16 protein-coding genes and 1 pseudogene are annotated in these 18,465 nt (G+C 62.4%); 8 read left to right on the top strand and 9 right to left on the bottom strand.

Going from position 1 to position 18,465, the window contains the following annotated elements; genetic code table 11:
• Positions 1 to 32 precede the first annotated feature (32 nt).
• The 4 genes from MOV76_RS11535 to MOV76_RS11520 form a co-directional block, all read right to left on the bottom strand.
• The gene (locus tag MOV76_RS11535) at positions 33 to 1,724 is read right to left on the bottom strand and encodes an amino acid ABC transporter ATP-binding/permease protein (protein WP_247264548.1); all 1,692 of its coding nucleotides are present in this window, start codon (positions 1,722 to 1,724) and stop codon (positions 33 to 35) included.
• On the bottom strand, positions 1,721 to 3,466 hold the full coding sequence (gene cydD, locus MOV76_RS11530; protein ID WP_247264547.1) for a thiol reductant ABC exporter subunit CydD: 1,746 nt from the start codon (positions 3,464 to 3,466) through the stop codon (positions 1,721 to 1,723). Before cydD ends, MOV76_RS11535 begins: the two co-directional genes overlap by 4 nt.
• 4 nt (positions 3,467 to 3,470) lie before the next feature.
• A complete protein-coding gene (locus tag MOV76_RS11525; RefSeq protein WP_026188818.1) occupies positions 3,471 to 4,049 on the bottom strand; it encodes a GbsR/MarR family transcriptional regulator in 579 nt (192 codons plus the stop codon).
• Between the two features lie 280 nt (positions 4,050 to 4,329).
• A complete protein-coding gene (locus MOV76_RS11520) occupies positions 4,330 to 4,929 on the bottom strand; it encodes a HupE/UreJ family protein (RefSeq protein ID WP_018247009.1) in 600 nt (199 codons plus the stop codon).
• 276 nt (positions 4,930 to 5,205) lie between these two features.
• Here MOV76_RS11520 and MOV76_RS11515 point away from each other — a divergent pair, with 276 nt between their 5' ends.
• Positions 5,206 to 6,237 (top strand): hydroxyacid dehydrogenase, encoded by a 1,032-nt coding sequence (locus MOV76_RS11515; RefSeq protein ID WP_247264546.1) that lies wholly within the window; start codon positions 5,206 to 5,208, stop codon positions 6,235 to 6,237.
• A 131-nt stretch (positions 6,238 to 6,368) separates the two neighbouring features.
• Here the strand turns inward: MOV76_RS11515 and MOV76_RS11510 are convergent, their stop codons facing one another.
• Together MOV76_RS11510 and MOV76_RS11505 are read right to left on the bottom strand one after the other, a co-directional pair.
• Positions 6,369 to 7,364, bottom strand: a complete 996-nt coding sequence (locus MOV76_RS11510) for a Tim44 domain-containing protein (RefSeq protein ID WP_247264545.1) — start codon at positions 7,362 to 7,364, stop codon at positions 6,369 to 6,371.
• Positions 7,365 to 7,448: 84 nt separating this feature from the next.
• A complete protein-coding gene (locus MOV76_RS11505; protein ID WP_003549231.1) occupies positions 7,449 to 7,907 on the bottom strand; it encodes a YbaK/EbsC family protein in 459 nt (152 codons plus the stop codon).
• Positions 7,908 to 8,154: 247 nt separating this feature from the next.
• Here MOV76_RS11505 and MOV76_RS11500 point away from each other — a divergent pair, with 247 nt between their 5' ends.
• The 7 genes from MOV76_RS11500 (at position 8,155) to MOV76_RS11470 (ending at position 15,342) form a co-directional block, all read left to right on the top strand.
• A complete protein-coding gene (locus tag MOV76_RS11500) occupies positions 8,155 to 9,501 on the top strand; it encodes an extracellular solute-binding protein (RefSeq protein ID WP_247264544.1) in 1,347 nt (448 codons plus the stop codon).
• 63 nt (positions 9,502 to 9,564) lie between these two features.
• Positions 9,565 to 10,866 carry a carbohydrate ABC transporter permease gene (locus MOV76_RS11495; protein WP_168278604.1) on the top strand — a complete coding sequence of 434 codons (1,302 nt, stop codon included), beginning with the start codon at positions 9,565 to 9,567 and terminating at the stop codon, positions 10,864 to 10,866.
• Between the two features lie 2 nt (positions 10,867 to 10,868).
• The gene (locus tag MOV76_RS11490) at positions 10,869 to 11,711 is read left to right on the top strand and encodes a carbohydrate ABC transporter permease (protein ID WP_018448958.1); all 843 of its coding nucleotides are present in this window, start codon (positions 10,869 to 10,871) and stop codon (positions 11,709 to 11,711) included.
• Positions 11,711 to 12,766: an ABC transporter ATP-binding protein gene (locus tag MOV76_RS11485; protein ID WP_018247003.1), complete on the top strand. Its 1,056-nt coding sequence runs from the start codon at positions 11,711 to 11,713 to the stop codon at positions 12,764 to 12,766. Before MOV76_RS11490 ends, MOV76_RS11485 begins: the two co-directional genes overlap by 1 nt.
• Positions 12,766 to 13,545, top strand: a complete 780-nt coding sequence (locus MOV76_RS11480) for a glycerophosphodiester phosphodiesterase (protein WP_247264543.1) — start codon at positions 12,766 to 12,768, stop codon at positions 13,543 to 13,545. The genes MOV76_RS11485 and MOV76_RS11480 overlap by 1 nt, the downstream gene beginning before the upstream one ends.
• Positions 13,529 to 14,533 (top strand): LacI family DNA-binding transcriptional regulator, encoded by a 1,005-nt coding sequence (locus tag MOV76_RS11475; protein ID WP_247264542.1) that lies wholly within the window; start codon positions 13,529 to 13,531, stop codon positions 14,531 to 14,533. The genes MOV76_RS11480 and MOV76_RS11475 overlap by 17 nt, the downstream gene beginning before the upstream one ends.
• Positions 14,533 to 15,342, top strand: a complete 810-nt coding sequence (locus tag MOV76_RS11470; RefSeq protein WP_247264541.1) for an inositol monophosphatase family protein — start codon at positions 14,533 to 14,535, stop codon at positions 15,340 to 15,342. Before MOV76_RS11475 ends, MOV76_RS11470 begins: the two co-directional genes overlap by 1 nt.
• Before the next feature lie 75 nt (positions 15,343 to 15,417).
• Here MOV76_RS11470 and MOV76_RS11465 read toward each other — a convergent pair whose 3' ends face one another.
• From MOV76_RS11465 to MOV76_RS11455, 3 genes and pseudogenes are all read right to left on the bottom strand, one after another.
• Complete coding sequence (locus MOV76_RS11465; protein WP_247264540.1) at positions 15,418 to 17,076, bottom strand: GGDEF domain-containing protein; 1,659 nt, start codon at positions 17,074 to 17,076, stop codon at positions 15,418 to 15,420.
• 128 nt (positions 17,077 to 17,204) lie between these two features.
• Positions 17,205 to 18,068, bottom strand: coding sequence for a glycerophosphodiester phosphodiesterase family protein (locus MOV76_RS11460; RefSeq protein ID WP_247264539.1), 864 nt, complete (start codon positions 18,066 to 18,068; stop codon positions 17,205 to 17,207).
• Positions 18,069 to 18,139: 71 nt separating this feature from the next.
• Positions 18,140 to 18,465 (bottom strand): annotated as a pseudogene (locus MOV76_RS11455) (alanine--glyoxylate aminotransferase family protein); the annotation flags it as partial.

The following is an 18,465-nucleotide window of genomic DNA, read 5'->3' as shown; positions in this document are numbered from 1 at the left end:
CGCCGACGGCGCGTGAGGGCATGCAATCTTGCTCAGTCCGGCCGAAGCCGGTCGAGCGCCTTTTCGAACGCCGCCTCTCCGCGGCGCGAAATTTCTGTGATGCGACCGCCTTCGATGACCGCGATGCGGTCTGCGATCGCAGCCTCGCGGCGGATATGCGTGGCGATCAGCAGCGAGCGGCCCGCCGCCATTGCCGAGAGACGGCGGAGCACGTCGCGGGCGGTGACGCCGTCAAGGCCCTCCGTCGGCTCATCGAGCAGCCAGAGTGGCGTGTCGCGCAGGAAGAGCCGGGCAAGCGCCAGCCGGCGCCACTGGCCACCGGAAAGGCCGATCCCGCCTTCGCCGAGCGGCGTATCGATCCCCCCCGGCATGGCCTCAATATCGGCAAGCAGGCCGGCAGCAGCGAGCGCTTCGCGAAGGCAGGCCTCACTCGCATTGGGGTTAGCGAGACAGAGGTTGCCGCGCAGGCTGTCTTCGAAGAGCTCCGTCCGTTGCGTCAGCAAGGTCGTCGCCATCACGGCAACACTTCCCGTCTTTGCCGGCAATTCGCCGGCAAGGAGGGCAAGCAGGCTCGACTTGCCGGCGCCGCTGCTGCCGATGATGGCCAGGTGTTCGCCTTGTTGAAGCGCGAGCTCGATGCCCTGGAGCGCCGGCACGGCGGAGTTTTCATGGAAGGCTGATACGTTCGCCAGCGAAAAAGCGCATCCCGGCAACGGCGCCGCCAATGCTCCAGGTGCCGCCGCGACGGCAAGCCGCGGCGCGATACGCCTTGCCGCAAGCAGCGTCCTGCCGAGTTCCAGGGCACCGCGGCGCAGCGCAGCGAAGGGTTCGACTGCCGCAAAGGCGACAAGCAGGCCGAGTGCGGCGACAGGAGCGGTAATCACCTTCGTTTCCGCAAGTACCGCAACGGCAAGCAGCGATGCTGTGAGCAGCACGGTGGAGACAAGGCCGAAGCCGAATGTCAGGAGGGTCTCGACGCGGTTCAACCGGTCGTCGGCGCGAGCGGCGTAACGATCGGCCGCGGTAATCGCCTTCCTCTGCGCCGTAAGGCGGCCGGCCATCAGCAGATCGGTCTGGCCAGCGACAAGATCGATCGTTCGAGACCGCAGCGCCTCGATGCCATGGGCGCGTTGGCGGGCATGTTTGCGCGCCGCCCGGCCGGCAATCAACGGCAGGCCAAGGCCGGCACCGGCGAGAAAAAGGCCGAAGCACAGGCCGAACAAGGGATGGATCAGCCCCAGCACGAGGCTTGCCGCCAGTGCTGCACCGATCGCGACAGCAGCCGGCACGAGGATGCGCAGGTAGAGGGAATCGAGCGCATCGATATCGGCCGTCAGACGGAAGAGCAGCCGTGCGGGACGGTGTGCTAGCGCGCGGGCAGCACTCGGTTCGGCAAAGCCGCGAAACAGCCTTTCGCGCAGGGCGGCGAGCACGCCGAGCGTTGCATCATGGGTCGCAAGCCTTTCGCCGTAGCGTGCGACTGTGCGGACAATGGCGAGAAGGCGGATGCCGGCTGACGGCGCAAAGACGTCGAAGGTGATGGCGACAGCGGCCGAAAGGCCGGCGAGCGAGGTGGCGGTGATGAACCAGCCGGACAGGCCGAGCAGGGCGATGCCAGCTGTCATCGTCGCCGCCGAAAGGGCTGCGCCGAGCAGCAGCGCACGCCGGCGCTCGGCAAGGAACAGACGCAGGATCGGCTTGAGGTCTGCAGCAAATCCGCTCATTCGGCGGCCTCCCTCATGACGATGTCTGCATCGACGCGCATGGCGCGATGCATGCGGGCGGCAAGCAGCGGATCGTGAGTCGCAACGATCAAAGTACGGCCCCTGGAGAGCGAAAGCAGGCTCTCGGCAACCTCGGCGGCTGTGGCGGCGTCGAGATGCGCCGTCGGCTCGTCGGCCAGGATGATCCGGAGACGCGGGTTGCAGGCGGCCCGCGCGATCGCAAGCCGTAGCGCCTCGCCGCCGGAAAGCCCGATCCCGCCTTCGCCAAGCGGCCGGTTGCCATAGGCGGCGGCGACCTTTCCGAGCCTGGCGGCGCCGAGCGCATCCGTCACGTCGCCGCTTGAGATACCGGGCCTGCCGAGCGCGATATTGCCGGCGATGGTGCCTGCGAAAATATGCGGTCTCTGGCCGATCCATGCCATGCTGGCCCGCAAGGCGGCAGCGGTGTCATCCGCAAGTTCCATGCCGCCGATGACGATGCGTCCGCCGGTACAGGGCGTCAGCCCTGATATGAGCGAAAGAAGCGTCGACTTGCCGGAACCGCTTGCGCCGAGAAGCGCCAGATGTTCGCCGGTCGCGATATCGAGGTTGAAACCGTCAAGGATCAACGGCTCGGCGGCGTTGTAACGGAAATCAACATTCTCAAGACGGATGGCCGGCGCTTCGACGACGGCAGATGCTGCTGGCGCGACTTCGGCTGTTCCTTGGATGGACAGGCCGCCGGCAGCGAGGGCGTCCAGGGCTTTCAGCGCCGCTTCGCCGGCCGCCCGATCGTGCCAGACAGCCGAGAGTTCGCGCAGGGGCTCGAAGAAGGCCGGTGCCAGCAGCAGGATGAACAGTCCCTCGGTCAGGTCGAGCCGGCCCACCCAAGTGCCGAAGCGGATCTCGCCGAGCAGGCTGAAACCGACATATACGGCAATCATCGCCACGCCGAGTGCGGCGAAAAGCTCGAGCACCGCCGAGGACAGAAAGGCGATCTTCAGCACCGCCATGGTGCGCACACGCAGCGACTCCGCCTCCGACCGCAGGCGCAGTGCCGTTGCATCGACTGCGTCGAGCGCACGGATGGTCGCCAGTCCGCGCAGTCGATCGAGCAAGAAGCCGTTGAGGCCGCCGGTGGCGACGAGCTGTTTTTCGCTGGCCGCCTGAGCACGCCAGCCGATCAGCGCCATGAAAATGGGGATCAGCGGCGCGGCGAACAGCAAAACCAGCGCGGCGATCCAGGAGACTGGAAGGATGAAGGCAAGGATGACGAGCGGCACAAGGCTCGCCTTCATGCGCGCCGGCTGGAAACGGGCAAGATAGGGCACGATCAGTTCGGCCTGTTCGCCAAGCACGCTCGCGGCTTTGCCCGAGGCAGGCCGGCCGCGATCGATGGGCGACGACATGGAAAGTGCCGCGGCGGCAATCTGCCGCCTGCGGCTGAGCTCGCCGCGGGCGGCTTGAAAGGCCAGGCGGCCGCCAGGTGCGTCGAGACAGCTTCTTGCAAATCCGAGGACAAGGATGCCGAGGGCTGGCCAGAGGACGTCATGCAATCCGCCGCCATCGGCGATGCGGCCAACCGAGACGGCCAACAACCCCGCCTGCGGGATCCAGACGGCAGCGGCCAGCGCCTGCAGCATTGCCGCTCTGCGCAGCCCGCCTTTCGCATCATCTGGACCGGTGATGGGCGAGACTGCATCGCCGTCCGGCAACGGCTCGGCCGCTTGTCTGTCCTTCGCGTCGAAGAAAGCAGTGCCCATGGCGCTAACTCTTGTTCGCAGGATTCGGCCGGCGGCTGCGGCCGAGCGAAACGACCCGGTCCTTGGCCTCCAGAAGCTTGGTCACTTTCGCGCCCAGCGAGAGTAGCGTTGCAAGCCTTTCTGTTTCAAGTTGTTTTACGTCCTCATACCAATGCGTCAGCTGCTCGATCAGCGTGTGCATCTCGCTCATGCGTTGCTGCGCATGCCGCTCGGCTTCGCTGGCCGGCCGTTGCATCAGGATCTCACGTAGAACCGACAGCGTCGGATCGACTTCACGCTTCTTTCTCTCTTCGGCAAGCGTCCTCAATATGTGCCAGACATCATCCGGCGTGGTGAAGAAATCGCGACGATCGTCCGGCCTGTGTTTCAGGATGACGAGGTTCCAGGCCTGCAGTTCGCGCAGGCTCATCGAAACATTGGAGCGCGAGATGCCGAGCGACTCGGCGATCTCCTCCGCGCAGACCGGCGCGGGCGAAACGAAGAGCAGGGCATAGATCTGGCCGACCGTGCGGTTGATTCCCCAGCGCGATCCCATTTCGCCGAAATGGAGAACGAAGGACTGGACGAGAGGCGGAAGGTTCATGGTCATTTCCGTTGCGTCTGTGATTTCAGAAATTTCTGAAATCACTATACTGACTTTCGCGTCTCGCCGGCAATCGGCAAGGCAGGCCTGCGTCAATTTGGATATCCCTTCGTCGATCGTTGGCTAGATATAGCCGGGTGCGACGTGGCTGGATTTGACTTGGGTCAAGTCCACAGCACTTTGCAGCGATGACACAGAAACGCCCGGCGGTGCGTTACGCATGCCGGGCGTTCTGTCGGATCGCGATGTCTAGGCCGCGGCCTAGTTAATGCCGTCAGGCTCAGATCAAGCCGGCCAGGATGCCGACGCCGGCAATGGCGGCAATGCCACCTGCCGTGCGCGTCACGAAGACGCCCTGGCGTTCACCGGCGCGGCCGATGATGTAACCAATGGCGAGACCGGCGACATGCAGCAGCGCCGTCGCGGCCATGAAGCCGGCAGCATAGGCGACACCAGCGGCATTTTCCGGCATTTCGGCGCCATGTGCATGACCGTGGAAGATGGCGAAGAGGCCGATGATGCCGAGTGCTGCGGCCAGCGGCGCCTTGACGTTGAGCGCAACGACGGCGCCGAGGACGACGACGGAAAGCGCGATGCCCGTTTCAACGAAGGGAACAGCAATGCCGGCAACGCCGAGAGCACCACCGAGTGCCATAACCAGAACGAAGGTCGTCGGCACGAGCCAGGTGGCGCGGCCGCCGAGCTGAAATGCGAAAACACCGACCATCACCATGGCGAGGACATGATCGAGGCCAGACATCGGATGGGCAAAGCCATGGCTGAAGCCGGCAGCTTCGCCGATGGCGGGATGGGCGGAGGCGACGGCTGGAAGCGCTGCGGCAGCCAAGGCAAGCAGGCCGCTCTTGATTGCTGATTTCATTGCTCGATTCCCTCGTGAGTTTTCGAATATCCTGCGGCGGCCGAACACCGGCATGGTTCCAAGTCGCGCGCATTACGCTAGTTCAAAGAATTCTCGCCGTCAACGAAAACTCCATGAAATACAAGCCAATTCAAGTGCTTATCTGATAGGCAGATGCCGCTTTCGATAGCTCCTTCCAACGCCCAGCGACTCAAGATCGAACTGGAAACGGTCCCCCACAGAGGCTATCAATCGTCCGGCAGAGACGGCGCAGACCGCCGTGATGGAGGAGACGCCATGACGAATACCAAACGGGCGCTGGCGATCAGCGCGCCCGAGCCGCGCACGCTCGATCTGATCTTCAGCGACAGCGCGCGCGCCGAACTGCATGCGAAATATGAGATCGTCGAGGCCGATCCCGAGAACATCGCCGGTCTCGGCGACGAGATCCTCGGCAAGGCGCGCTACATCATCGGGCAGCCGCCGCTTTCGGCCGACACGCTGGGACGTATGCCGGCCTTGCGCTCGATCCTGAATGTCGAAAGCAATCTTCTCAACAACATGCCCTATGAGGTGCTCTTCCAGCGCGGCATCCATGTCGTGACGACAGGCCAGGTCTTTGCCGAGCCGGTCGCCGAAATCGGCCTCGGCTTCGCACTGGCCTTGGCGCGCGGCATCGTCGATGCGGACGTCGCCTTCCGTCAGGGCACCGAACTCTGGGGCGGCGAGGGCAATTCGAGTGCGCGGCTGCTCGCCGGTTCCGAGATCGGCATCGTTGGCTTCGGCGATCTTGGCAAGGCGCTGCGCCGGTTACTGTCCGGCTTCAGGGCCCGTATCAGAGTGTTCGATCCCTGGCTGCCGCGCTCGATCCTCGAGGAAAACGGCGTCGAGCCGGCGAGCCTGGAGGACGTCCTGACGAAGAGCGATTTCGTCTTCGTCGTCGCCGCCGTCACCAGCGAAAACAAGGGATTTCTCAGCACGGAGGCCTTTGCCAGCATGCGCAAAGGCGCGGCCTTCATCCTCCTCAGCCGCGCCGATGTCGTCGATTTCGATGCGCTGATGGCGGCCGTTTCCTCGGGCCACATCGTCGCGGCGAGCGACGTCTACCCGCAAGAGCCGCTGCCGCCCGATCATCCGGTGCGAAGCCTGAAGGGTTTCATCCGCTCGGCGCATCGGGCCGGAGCACTCGACAGCGCCTTCAAGAAGATGGGCGACATGGTGCTCGAAGACATGGACCTGATGGATCGCGGCCTGCCGCCGATGCGGTGCAAGCGGGCGGAACGCGAAACAGTCTCACGCATGCGTTCCAAACCGGTCGCGGTGAATTAAAGCATGTCGCGCAAAAGTGTGCGGCGGTTTTGCGATAACGACATGCGTGAAGATTAGAATCTAAAGCGCGAGGAGCGGATCTGAAAGATTGCGACGCGCTTTAGAGCAAAATGCTGATTTGGCGCGTCGCGTTAGGCGGCGCGCTGTTCGGCACCCTGGATCGCCGCAAGCTTCCAATCGGCGCCAGACCTGCGCACGAAGGTCCAAACCTCCGTGCTTTCGCTCGGGTGGCGGTCGTCGCCGGAAACCACGCGGCCGCTGTCGCGTTCGACCATGGCGTCGATCGAGGAATAACGCATGGCGAGCGTCGCATATTCCTGGCCGTCTTCGCGCCAGGCCTCGGCGATATCGCCCTGCAGCAGCTTGACGTCGGAGACGCGGTTGCGCACGCCGTTGGTAGCATTTTCGCCGAGTTCCTCGGCAAGATAGGACATCGCCTCGGGCGTCGTCAGCCGGCGCAAGGTGCCGTAATCCTCGGCGCCGTAAGCGGTCTGCACTTGGGTCAGCAATTCCTCGAACTGATCGAGATCGGCCTGCGCCAGCCCGATCTCGTCGCTCGGTCGATTGCCGCGCGACGGCTGGCCGGAACCGGCGCCCGAACCGATCGTCGGGATCTGGAAGGACGAATTGTTCGTGGGCGACATGTTATAGGACTGGCTCTGGCCGCCGACGCCGTAGGAAGGCTGGCGGCGGTTGGCGAAATAACGCATGGCGAGCATGACGGCGCCGCCGATCAAGACGATCTGCAGCAGCATGCCGAGAAAACCGAAGCCGCCGCCGAAACCGTGACCGAGCAGCATGCCGAGAAGGCCGCCGGCAATCAGGCCGCCGATCATCGAACGGCCGAATCCGCCGAAGAAACCGGGGCGCTGAGCGCCGAGGGGCTGTTGCGCGGTAGCAGGCGCGGTGGTCTGCGGACGTGGCGTCATCGACCTTTCGATCGGTGCTGCGGTTCCAGGCGCGGTGCTGGTGACAGGCGGTGCCTGGAAGGTGCGCGTGCCGCGGCTTCCGAAACCGCCGCTTCCGGCGCGGCGCGCCTCGGCATCGTCAAGGGAAGCAAAAACGGTAGCGCTCGTCAGAGCGGCAATTGCCGCGATCTTGGCAAAACGCGAAACGGCACTTGGCATTCCTGATCTCCTGTCATGCGCAATCACGGCATGTTGAGACCTAATATAGGTAGTCTTTCCTCCGTGTGAAGCTCTTCAGCTCCGTTACTGGCAGACGTCGACCCAGCTGGCGCCAGTCAGCTCAGCCAGCCGTCCGGTTTCGATGCGCACGGCCGAGTTCGTCGAGCCGGCCGCCGGCACGACTTCATCGAAGCGTTTCAATGAGATATCGCAATAGATGGGCAACGGCGATGGCAGGCCGAAGGGGCAGACGCCGCCGACCGGATGGCTGGTGACCGCTACGACCTCTTCGGCATCGAGCATGCGCCCCTTGGCTCCGAACGTGTCCTTGAACTTGCGATTGTCGAGCCGCGCCGTGCCACCGGCAACGACCAGCATCATCTGCTCGCCGACACGCAGGCAGATCGTCTTGGCGATCTGGGCCGGCTCGACGCCATGGGCTTCGGCGGCAAGTGCCACCGTCGAGGAACTCTCGGCGGTTTCGATGATTTCGATATCGGGTGCGTGGGCACTGAGAAAGGCGCGGACAGATTCAAGGCTCATGGCGCAATGCTAGACCAGGAAAAGCGCAATTTGAAGCGTAAAAGACGCCCGTCGAAAACCGCCGCTTGCAAGTCGTGCAGACATCGTCATAATAATTTTGCACACGTGCTCAATTTTGTCATTCGGCCGTTACGTTCAACCCCTAGAGCGGGATACGCCACGTTTTCGTGGGGTTTCGGAGCGGTCATCATCAGCAGTGCTGACCCGTCAAGAGGCCTCACACTGCTCTTCTAGGGAGACGAAGAAGATGACCATTTTGCCGACACTGAAATCCTTTGCCGTCGCAGCCGCCATCCTGGCGTCGACCTCTGCAATTGCACTCGCCAAGGACGTTCACATCAGCGTCTGGGCCGGCGGCACCGGCCCGAACGACGTCTATCGCCTCGACGCCATCGAGATCGCAGCCCAGCAGCTGCAGCGTGAAGCCGCCCTCAAGGGCGAAGATCTGAAGATCACCGTCGAGAAGAAGCCCTATTCCGCCTGGGAGGACTTCAAGCAGGCGCTGACCCTTGCCGCCGAAGCCAAGACCGCCCCGAATATCGTCGTCAGCGGCCATGAAGACATCGCACCCTGGTCGCAGGCCGGACTGATCGTTCCGATCGAGGATTATGTCGATCTCGATTCATGGCCGCTCAGCGACATCTATGAAAACCTGTTGAAGATCGCGTCCTACAACGGCACCGTCTATGGTATCCCGCAGGACGCTGAATCCCGCCCGATGTTCTTCTGGAAGCCTTACATGAAGGCGATCGGTTACAGCGATGCCGATCTGGACGCGCTGCCGCAGAGCGTCCAGGACGGCAAGTACACCATGAAGAACCTGCTCGAAGACGCCAAGAAGATGCAGGACAAGGGCCTCGTCCAGGCCGGCTACGGATTTTATCCGCGCACCAGCAACGGCCCTGATTACTGGCAGTTCTACACCAGCTTCGGCGGCACGATGGAAGAAGGCGGCAAGCTCGTTTTCGACAAGGCCGCGATGACCCGCACCTATCAGTTCTTCGCCGATGCCGTGAAGGCCGGTGTTACCAAGAAGAACCACATCGGCATGCCGGGCGACCAGTGGTGGAAGGAAGTCGCCACCGGCAAGGCCGGCATCTGGGATGGTGGCACTTGGCACTATGCCCGCCTCGTCAACCAGGAAGGCCTGAAGGACTTCTTCGGCAACGTGATCTTCACGCTGATCCCCGCCGGCGAAGGCGGTAAGGCCAACACGCTGACCCATCCACTCGTCTACCTTCTGACCGCAGGCCACGACAAGGAAGACACCGAGATCGCCGCCCAGCTGGTCAAGATCGCCTCCGAGCCGCGCACCAACGCGCTGCATGCGGTCAAATCAGCCCATCTCGGCATCTCCAAGTCGGAATCGACGGTCGACTTCTACTCGGCTGACCGCTGGACCCGCGAAGCCACCGAGCGCCTGCTGCCGCATGCCAATGCCATGCCGAACAATTCCGATTTCGGCAAATATTGGAACATCATGTGGAAGAACCTCGAAGCATCCTGGACCGGCGCCAAGACCGTAGACGCCGCGGTCAGTGATGCAGAGAGCGAGCTGAAGAGCACGCTCGGCGCCAAGATCGTCATCCGTTAAGATTGAAGCACTCTTCCGGGCGGCGGCAGCGCCGCCCGGTCGGTCCGCGACGAGGGGGCTTCCATGAAATCGTCCAGAACGCTCGGACTGGTGATGATCGCGCCTGCCGCGATCATGATCATCCTCTTCTTCCTGATGCCGGTCGTTCTGACGGCGGTCTTCTCGATGACCAGCATGACGACGGCGACCGGCATATCCGGCGGTGTCTACCAGATCGCACCGAATTCCCTGATCGCGCTGAAATCGGCGGTACCAGACATTGCCGCCGAGATGGCCGAACCGCGCTACGCGATCGACGAGGCGGGCCTCAAGGCCGTTGAAGGTCTCGGGCTTGCGCCGGGGATTGCTGGGGAATTGCGCGCCAAACATGCAGGTGAGGTGTTCACGGCACGCCGCGACGTCGAGCGCATGCTCAAGGATCTCGCCGACCGGCCTTCGACGCGCGACGTCAAGCAGATTTCCGAACAGTTCAACCGCTCCGTCCTCAACACCCGCTTCGACAGCAAGGAACAACTCTTTTCGGCGCTGGATGGTCTGGGTTTCAAACTGACACCTGAGCAGAAGGAAACGGTCGCCAAGGCCACTTATACCGGCTGGGTTTGGACGACCGACAATTTCTCGCGCATGACCACCTCACCCGACATGGCGCGCGTGCTCTTGAATACCGTGCTCTACGTCGCGCTGGTGCTGATGCTGTTCAATGTCGGCTATGCGCTGCTGCTTGCCATCTGGACGCATTACATGCCGCCGACGCCAGCCTCGATCTTCCGCGGCATCTGGCTCCTGCCGCGCATTACCCCCGTCGTCATCTACGTCATGCTATGGAAGTGGCTTGCCTGGGATACCGGCTTCATTTCGATCCTGATGGGCAAGTTCGGCTATCCGCCGAAGAACTACCTTCTCGACAACGCCTATAACGCATGGTTCTTCGTCGTGCTGATCAACGGCTTCATCGGCGCCTCGATGGGCATGTTGGTTTTCTCCTCGGCGATGAAGGCCATTCCGAAGAGCCAGTTCTATGCGAGCGAGGTCGACGGCGCTTCGCGCTGGCAGCAGATCCGCTACATCATCCTGCCGCAGATGCGTTGGCCGATCCTCTTCGTTACCTGCTACCAAACCTTGTCGCTCCTTGCCTCCTTCAATGAAATCCTGCTTGCCACCAATGGCGGACCGGGCAACGCGACCGAGGTCTGGGCGCTCTCCGCCTATCACACTGCGCTCAGAAACTATGCCGGCAATCTCGAATACGGGTTGGGTGCCGCCATGGCGCTGGTGCTCGTCGTCATCGGCGTCATGCTGTCGCTCCTTTATCTGCGCGTCTTCAACTACGGCACGCTTGTCGCCAAGCCCTTGATCGAGGATTGACCATGGCCGAACGATCGCAGCCCTCGGCAAATTATCGCAGCTGGCCTGTCATATCGGCGCTGACCATCGTCAGCCTGCCGCTGCTCCTGATGTATGTCTATCTCTTCCTAGACACGGTGACCGTCAAGCAGGCGGACGCTCTGCTGCCCTCCGGCTTGACGCTTAGTCACTGGCGATTCCTCTGGCAGACGACGGAAGGCAAGGCAAACATCTGGCAGGTGACGCTGAATACATTGCTCTTTTCGGCCTGCACCACCAGCCTCGTGCTCATCGTCTCATCGATGGCGGGCTATGTGCTATCGCGGCTGAACGTGCCGGCGCGCGGCTTCTTCCTTGCCGGCGTCATGGTGCTGCATGCCTTCCCGTCGGTGACGCTGATCATCGCCATCTTCATCGTGCTGCAGATGATCGGTCTCTACAATTCGCTGATCGGGGTCATCCTGGTGAAGGCGGCGATTGACCTGCCGCTCGGCATCTGGCTGATGAAGGGCTTCTACGACACCGTGCCGTGGGAAATCGAAATGGCCGGCGTCGTCGACGGCGCCTCGCGCTTCCGGGTCTGGCGCAGCCTCGTGCTGCCGCAGGTCAAGCCCGGCATCATGGCGCTCGGCCTGTTCTCTTTCCTCTCCGGCTGGGGCGAGTTCATCCTGCCGCAGGTGCTGGCACCTGGTAATCAGGTGCAGGTGCTTTCGGTCTATCTCGCGGCCTTCCTCGCCGACGACAACAACTATGATTTCAACATGTTCAAGGCGGTCGGCGTCTTCTACCTCGTTCCGGTGCTGATCGTTTATGCGCTCTTCAACAAATATCTCATGAACATCTACGGCGGCGGGAGCAAAGGCTGATGCGCATCCTCCTCGACAATTTTTCGAAGAGCTTCGGCTCCACCAAGGTCATCGAGAACATGCGGCTCGAAGTCGGCAGCGGCGAGATGCTGGCGCTGCTCGGCCCTTCCGGTTGCGGCAAATCGACGACGCTCTTTTCCGTCTGCGGCATCCACCGGCCGAGCGGCGGACGCATCCTCTTCGGCGACCGCGACGTCACCGACCTGCCGAGCCAGGCTCGCAATGTCGGCGTCGTTTTCCAGTCCTATGCGCTCTATCCGCACATGACGGTTACCGAGAACATCGGTTTTCCGCTGAAGGTGAAGGGCATGCCCGCCGCCGAGATCCGCAAGGAGGTCGACCGTATCGCCGCCCTCGTGCAGATCGGCAACCTGATGGGCCGCAGGCCGGCCGAGCTTTCCGGTGGCCAGCAGCAGCGCGTGGCGCTGGCGCGCGCGCTGATCCGCAAGCCAGATGTGCTGCTGCTCGATGAACCGCTCGCCAATCTCGACGCCAAGCTGCGCCTCGAAATGCGATCGGAAATCCGCCGCCTGCAGCGCGAGACCGGCATCACCGCCATTCTCGTCACCCATGACCAGGTGGAGGCGATGAGCATGTGTGACCGCATCGCCATCATGAAGGAAGGCGAGATCGTCCAGATCGCTACGCCGGCCGAGATGTACAATGATCCGAAGACCGCCTTCGTTGCCGGCTTCCTTGGTAATCCGCCGATCACCTTCCTGCGCGGCGTTGTGGACAATGGCGCCTTCACAATCCCGCAAAGCGAGATCCGCGTGCCGCTGCCCGATACCGTCGGAGCCGCCGAGGGCACGAAGCTGATGCTCGGTGTCCGGCCGGAACATTTTACGCCGGCAGGCGACATCACCGTGCCCGGCAAGATCACCTTCGCCGAAACGCAAGGTCGCGAGAACCTCTACGACGTGGCTCTTGCCGGCGGACCGCTGCTGCGCTCCATCCAGCCGGTGCGCAGCGATGTTCACGTCGGCGACGACGTCCGGTGGGCGATCGACAGCCGCGGCATATTCGTCTTCGACGAAAATGGCAGGAGGCTCTGATGACCCGAGATTTCTCAGCATTTTTCCAGCGTTACGGCTGGCCGTCAGGCAAGGGTCGGCTTCCCTTTTGCATCGGCCATCGTGGCGCAAGCGGCCATGAACGCGAGAACACCCTTGCCGCCTTCCGCCGCGCTGCCGAACTCGGCGCTGAGATGTGGGAGCTCGACACGCAACTGACCAAGGACGGCGTGGTCGTCGTCTCGCATGACGACCATCTCGAGCGTGTCTTCGGCATCGACCGCCGCATTTCCGAAATGACGGCGGCGGAGCTTGGCGCACTTGACGGCGTCGACGTGCCGAGTTTTTCGCAGGTCGCCGCACTCGGCCGCGAGACCGGGACCGGTCTCTATGTCGAGCTGAAGGCGCCTGGAACCGGCATGCGCTGCTGGCGGCACCTTGTCGAGATGAACCAGCGTTTCGCCTGCCTCGGCTCCTTCGACACGGCGCAGGTGCGCGAACTCAGCGACGCCGCCTGCGATTTTCCGCTCTCGGTGCTGATCCGTGTCGGCCACGATCCGCATGCGCTCGGCGACGAGGCCGGCGCCGATATCCTGCACCTCTGCTGGGAGAGGGCAGGCGAGCGTCCGCAGGATCTGGTGACCGACGCGCTGATGCGCCGCGCTTTCGAGGCCGGCCGCGAGATCGTGCTCTGGCACGAGGAGCGGCGGGCCATTCTCGATGACATCATGAAGCTTCCGGTTCTCGGCATCTGCACGGATCTGCCCGATCTGATGCGGCCGCCTGCGGTTAAGGAAAATGCAGTTGGCAGACAGGGATAAGGGACCACGCAAGGCAACCTCCTTCGACGTGGCGCGTGTGGCCGGCGTCTCGCGCGCTGCCGTCTCGCGCGCCTTCACCCCGGATGCCAGCGTCTCGCCGAAGACGCGCGAGAAGGTCTATCAGGCCGCCAAGGAACTTGGCTACCGGGTCAACTATCTTGCCCGAAGCCTGACCAACAAACGCTCCGATCTCGTCGGCGTCGTCGCCGCCGGCCTCGACAATCCGTTTCGCACGTTGCAGATCGAGAATCTGGCGAGAGTGCTGATCGCCCGCAATTTCCGTCCCATCCTGCTGCCGACCTCGCAAGAGGCGGACACCTCGACCGTCATCGGCCAGCTGCTCCATTACGCCGTGTCGGGCGTCATCGTCACCTCGGACGCCCCGCCGACCGAGATCTGCGAGCAATGCGCGGCCGAAGGCGTGCCGATCGTGCTGATCAACAAGGGCAACGACATCCCCTTCGTCGACCGCATCATCTCGGACGACCGCATGGCCGGCCATCTCGCCGCCACCCACCTGATCGACAGCGGCGTGCGAAAGCCCGCTGTAATGGCCGCCCCCGCCATATCCTATACGGCGCGGCGGCGCAGCGAGGCCTTCATCGCACGCTGCAAGCAGCTCGGCGTCGAGGCGCAGTTCCTGCAGATCAGGATCAATGATTACCGGAGCGGCTATGATGCGGCAGCCGAACTTGCCGCATCCGGCATCGACGGGCTGTTCTGCGCCAACGATTACATGGCCTGCGGCGTGATCGACCGCGTCTTGCAGGGCCGCGGCCGTGATGATGCGCCGCCGCTGCGCATCATCGGCCATGACGACATTCCTCAGGCGAGCTGGACCGCCTACAATCTGACGACCATCCGCCAACCCTGCGACGTCCAGGCCGAAAAGACGGTCGACCTGCTGATGAGCCGGATGGCCGAGCCGGACCTGACGGCGCGAGTCGAATTCACGCCGGTGACACTGATCAGAAGAAGGACTGCCTGATGAATTCCGCATTCGACGCCGCTGCCATCCGCGCACGGGCGGAGGTCGCCATCACCGTTGCCCTCGAGGTCGGACGGGAGACGGCCCGGTTTCGGCGCGACTCTGACCCCGGAACCCTCGCCGTCGAGAACAAGGGATTGCAGGATTTCGTCACCATCGCCGACAGGAGGGCCGAGCAGGCGATCCACAACGGGCTGCTCTCGCGCTTTCCGGGTGATAGTTTCATGGGTGAAGAGAGCGGCGGACGATCGGGTAAGGACGGCACCTGGGTCGTCGATCCGATCGACGGCACGACCAACTATATCAGGGGCTTCCGGCACTGGGGTGTCTCGATCGCCTTTGTCGTCGGCGGAAAGGTGGAGGTCGGCGTGGTCTACGACGCCGCCGGAGACAAAGTCTTTCACGCCGTCCGCGGCGGTGGCGCCTTCAAGGACGAGATTCCGGTCCATGCGGCGGCGACCGCCGATCCAGCCAATGCGCTTGTCATTCTCGGCCATTCCCGCAAGACGAGCTTCGACGACCATCTCGCGCTCTCGCGGCGGCTCCACGAACGCGGCATGGATTATCGCCGCATGGGCGCGGCCGCGATCGACCTCGTTCGTGTCGCCGAGGGTGCTGCCGATCTCTATTACGAACGCCACCTCAATGCCTGGGACATGCTCGCCGGCGCGCTGATCGCCGAAGAGGCCGGCGCTGTGGTGGCGATGCCGCCGGTCGATAGGCTGCTTGCACAGGGCGGACCCGTCATCGCCTACTCGCCGGGGCTTGCCGGCGAATTCGCGTTCATTCTCGACATCGAGGGGCTATAGATACACCTCTCCCACAGACGCGATCCGCCCGATTTGTGAGACTGCGAACTTCGCCCGAAAGTTACGGAACGCCCGTTACGCAACAACGCGATTGCGGCCGCTCTTTTTCGCCGCATAGAGATTCTGATCTGCGATCGCCAAAATCTCGTTCGGAGAATTGGTGGATAGAGTACTACCGGCGACACCGATGCTGATCGTCACATGCAGCCCGTTGCAGACCTCGGACCAGTCCCACCGCTCAATGGCCGAACGCAACTTCTCGCAGATATCGGTAGCGCCTCGGGGAGTGCCGGCGAGCAAGACGACGAATTCCTCGCCGCCAAAGCGAATTGCCTGATCGGTAATGCGCAGCTGGCCGCGCAGTATAGTTCCAATGGCACTCAGGACCCGGTCGCCGATCATGTGAGAGAAGTTATCGTTGATCGACTTGAAGTGATCGACATCCAGCATCGCGATCGAATATGGACGTTTCTCAGATGTCAGCGCTTTAAACCGGCTGTCGAGATATTTGCGATTATAGAGCCCGGTCAGTGCGTCCAGATAGACGGCATTGGCAAGGATATCGGTTTGCTCCTGCAATTTCTGATAGGAGGCCTCCAGCGTTTCTGCGCGCTTCGACTCCGTTTCGGCAACTTCCTTGAACCGTTTGGTTTCATAGTAGATTTCGGCGAGACGTGCGCGCCGCTGGGTACTCTCGGCGCTATTGCGCAAATAGGCCTGGTGGTATTTCTTATGTGCCTCCAGCGCCTGATCGAACTGCCCCAGCCCCTCATAGGCCTGCGACAGATAAAGATAGATCTGAACATAGGAATCGAAACTGCCGCCGGCGTCGATCAGCTCCAGCGCCTCGAGCAGCGGCGACAGGGCTTCCGTGAATTTTCCGGAATTGTTGTAGATCTGGCCCAGGGTGTAGAGATATTGCTGCCTGTCCCGGACATAGCTGTTCTCTTGAAACAGCCGGTAGCGCTCCATGCATTGCAGCGCCTTGTCATGCTCGCCCAGATGGCTGTGGAACTCGGCTTTGTTGCCGAGGCAGATACGAGCAGCCCAGCTGTCGCCGATCTCGGTTGCGATGTCGAGCGCCTGTTCGGTCAGTTCCAGTGCTCTGACCAGCATCTGGTGTCCTTCCTCCGGCCGACCGAGCGCCTCCGCGATATATCCGCCTTCCGAATGAGCGCCGCCGAGATTCATCAGCCACCAGCATTCATAGGTTCTGTCGCCAATCAACCTGGCGAGTTCGACGGACCTCTCGCTCATCAAGATGGCCCGGTCGGGCTGCTTGTTGTACCAGAAGATGATTCCAACGACGTTGGTCGCCAGGCTTTGCGCTTTCGGGTCTGCTGTCTTGTCGGCCAGATCCAAGGCGCGGGTCGCTTCTTCGATCGCTTCCTCCGGCAAGCCCAATTCCAAGAGCAGCCATCCGAAATACGCCCGGGCGCAGGCTTCCTGTTTGCGCTCCCCGTTCAATTTCCAGAAGTCTACCGCCCGCCGGATATGCGTCAGCCCAAGTTCGGCCTTGCCGATTTGAAAACAGTACCAGGCAATGTCGGTGTCGCATTGCGCGGCGAGCCGATCGTCGCCCCGCGCCTTGGCATCAGCAAGGATTTCGCCGGCCAGTGCGAGTGCCTCAAGCGAATGGCCTGTACATCCAAGATGCCACGCTTCTTGTAAGTTGGGATTTGCCTGCTGAGTAACTGCTTCAGTATCAACAACTTGCATCTCGAACACCAACATTTGTCTGCTGATATGGATAGCATCAGAAGTTTAAAATGATGCAAATTGCAAAAAGTACGCGACAAGCCCGGAAATAGGCTATCGAAAATCTCTCATATCTTTCGACACCATGCGCCGACGCCCGCCGGTTAATCCGCTATGCGGCGTTCCCAGGCGCGTTCGGTCGCCGGCGCCTCGTCGGTGGTGATCTGATCCGGCTTCAGGGCCATCAGCGCCGAAAAGCTCAGCCATTCCTCTTCACTGAAGCCGGCCTCTGGATCCTTCAGGGTGAAGGTCCAGGCATCGACGCGTTTGCCTTGCTCCTGGCAGAGCGCGATCATGTCGAGACCTTCATTGGCGGCATTAAGGATCAGCCGCCAATTGAGATAGATCGTGTCCGGTTCCGTCGGGCCGAGCAGGTCGGCGCGCAATTCCGCCTCGACCGCCTTCCAGCCGCGAGCCTTGCTGATATCGTAGAGCTTGTCGGTGGGGTCGATCCCACGCAGCAGATGCGGGAGCTTCTCCTTGACCGCGACGATGAGATCGAGACTGTCGCCGCTGACGATCACCGAGGCCGCGATATCGCGGAAATGCTCGGCAAGATGCTCAATGCCCCTGGCGCCGATCGCCTCGTAGTCGTCCTTCATATCGAATTGCAGCAGCGCGGCCGGATTCGTCGATTGCATCATGGCGGCGAGATCCTCACTGAGGATCAGCGGCCGGTCGCCCTCCTGCATTCTGATATCGCCGAGGTCACCGATGCTCTTTTCGGTGATCGGTCCATGCCCGGTCGTTTCACCTTCGAGGTCCTCGTCGTGCAGCACGACGAAACCGCCATCGGCGCGCACGCGCAGATCGAGCTCCATCGAGGCGCCTGACGCAAATCCCTCCGCCATCACTTCGGCTGAGAACAACGGATCGGCAAACCGCTTGCGCAATCGGTGCCATTTCAGGCGGGTGCGATGCCCCTCATGTGAAATCTCCAGGCCCTGCGCATCCAGCAATTTCGTCATCTGCACCAAGTCTCCGCGATACCACTCTCCTGCCTTGATGAGCCATGATTATCAAGGGCCGAATACGGCTTTCATCGGCTGTAGGCTGCGGATATTGCCTCCGCAGCGGCTGATATATCCGAGGGATGGCCGGTCTGCCTGAGGGCCGCGCCATACGCCACGACGTTCGAGAGCACCGTCTGGAATGCGGCGCGCGGACCAGTGTGGTTCAGCCGCAAGAGACGGGCCGGCCCAGTTCCGACGCCTTCGGTAAGCTCGACTCCCAACTGCCCGGCGGCTGCGATCAGCGCGGCAGGCGCCAGTGCCTCCGGCACCGGCACCGCCGTCACCAGGTTCGAAGCCTTTGCTGCCGGTACCCAGTCCGGGGCGCCGAGCGCGTCAAGCCCCGCCCGTGTCG

The organism is Rhizobium sp. PRIMUS64, assembly GCF_023006465.1.
Classification (GTDB): domain Bacteria; phylum Pseudomonadota; class Alphaproteobacteria; order Rhizobiales; family Rhizobiaceae; genus Rhizobium; species Rhizobium leguminosarum.
Note: the sequence above shows the minus strand (reverse complement) of the source record. Positions and strands in the feature narration are given on the sequence as shown.

What these genes read in the sequence shown, in the direction of transcription:
- MOV76_RS11500 (WP_247264544.1), top strand. Translation starts at nt 8,155, where the DNA reads ATGACCATTTTGCCGACACTGAAATCCTTTGCCGTCGCAGCCGCCATC.
- MOV76_RS11465 (WP_247264540.1), bottom strand. Translation starts at nt 17,076, where the DNA reads ATGTTGGTGTTCGAGATGCAAGTTGTTGATACTGAAGCAGTTACTCAG.
- cydD (WP_247264547.1), bottom strand. Translation starts at nt 3,466, where the DNA reads ATGGGCACTGCTTTCTTCGACGCGAAGGACAGACAAGCGGCCGAGCCG.
- MOV76_RS11470 (WP_247264541.1), top strand. Translation starts at nt 14,533, where the DNA reads ATGAATTCCGCATTCGACGCCGCTGCCATCCGCGCACGGGCGGAGGTC.
- MOV76_RS11485 (WP_018247003.1), top strand. Translation starts at nt 11,711, where the DNA reads ATGCGCATCCTCCTCGACAATTTTTCGAAGAGCTTCGGCTCCACCAAG.
- MOV76_RS11510 (WP_247264545.1), bottom strand. Translation starts at nt 7,364, where the DNA reads ATGCCAAGTGCCGTTTCGCGTTTTGCCAAGATCGCGGCAATTGCCGCT.
- MOV76_RS11515 (WP_247264546.1), top strand. Translation starts at nt 5,206, where the DNA reads ATGACGAATACCAAACGGGCGCTGGCGATCAGCGCGCCCGAGCCGCGC.
- MOV76_RS11480 (WP_247264543.1), top strand. Translation starts at nt 12,766, where the DNA reads ATGACCCGAGATTTCTCAGCATTTTTCCAGCGTTACGGCTGGCCGTCA.
- MOV76_RS11495 (WP_168278604.1), top strand. Translation starts at nt 9,565, where the DNA reads ATGAAATCGTCCAGAACGCTCGGACTGGTGATGATCGCGCCTGCCGCG.
- MOV76_RS11460 (WP_247264539.1), bottom strand. Translation starts at nt 18,068, where the DNA reads ATGACGAAATTGCTGGATGCGCAGGGCCTGGAGATTTCACATGAGGGG.
- MOV76_RS11535 (WP_247264548.1), bottom strand. Translation starts at nt 1,724, where the DNA reads ATGAGCGGATTTGCTGCAGACCTCAAGCCGATCCTGCGTCTGTTCCTT.
- MOV76_RS11505 (WP_003549231.1), bottom strand. Translation starts at nt 7,907, where the DNA reads ATGAGCCTTGAATCTGTCCGCGCCTTTCTCAGTGCCCACGCACCCGAT.
- MOV76_RS11520 (WP_018247009.1), bottom strand. Translation starts at nt 4,929, where the DNA reads ATGAAATCAGCAATCAAGAGCGGCCTGCTTGCCTTGGCTGCCGCAGCG.
- MOV76_RS11525 (WP_026188818.1), bottom strand. Translation starts at nt 4,049, where the DNA reads ATGAACCTTCCGCCTCTCGTCCAGTCCTTCGTTCTCCATTTCGGCGAA.
- MOV76_RS11490 (WP_018448958.1), top strand. Translation starts at nt 10,869, where the DNA reads ATGGCCGAACGATCGCAGCCCTCGGCAAATTATCGCAGCTGGCCTGTC.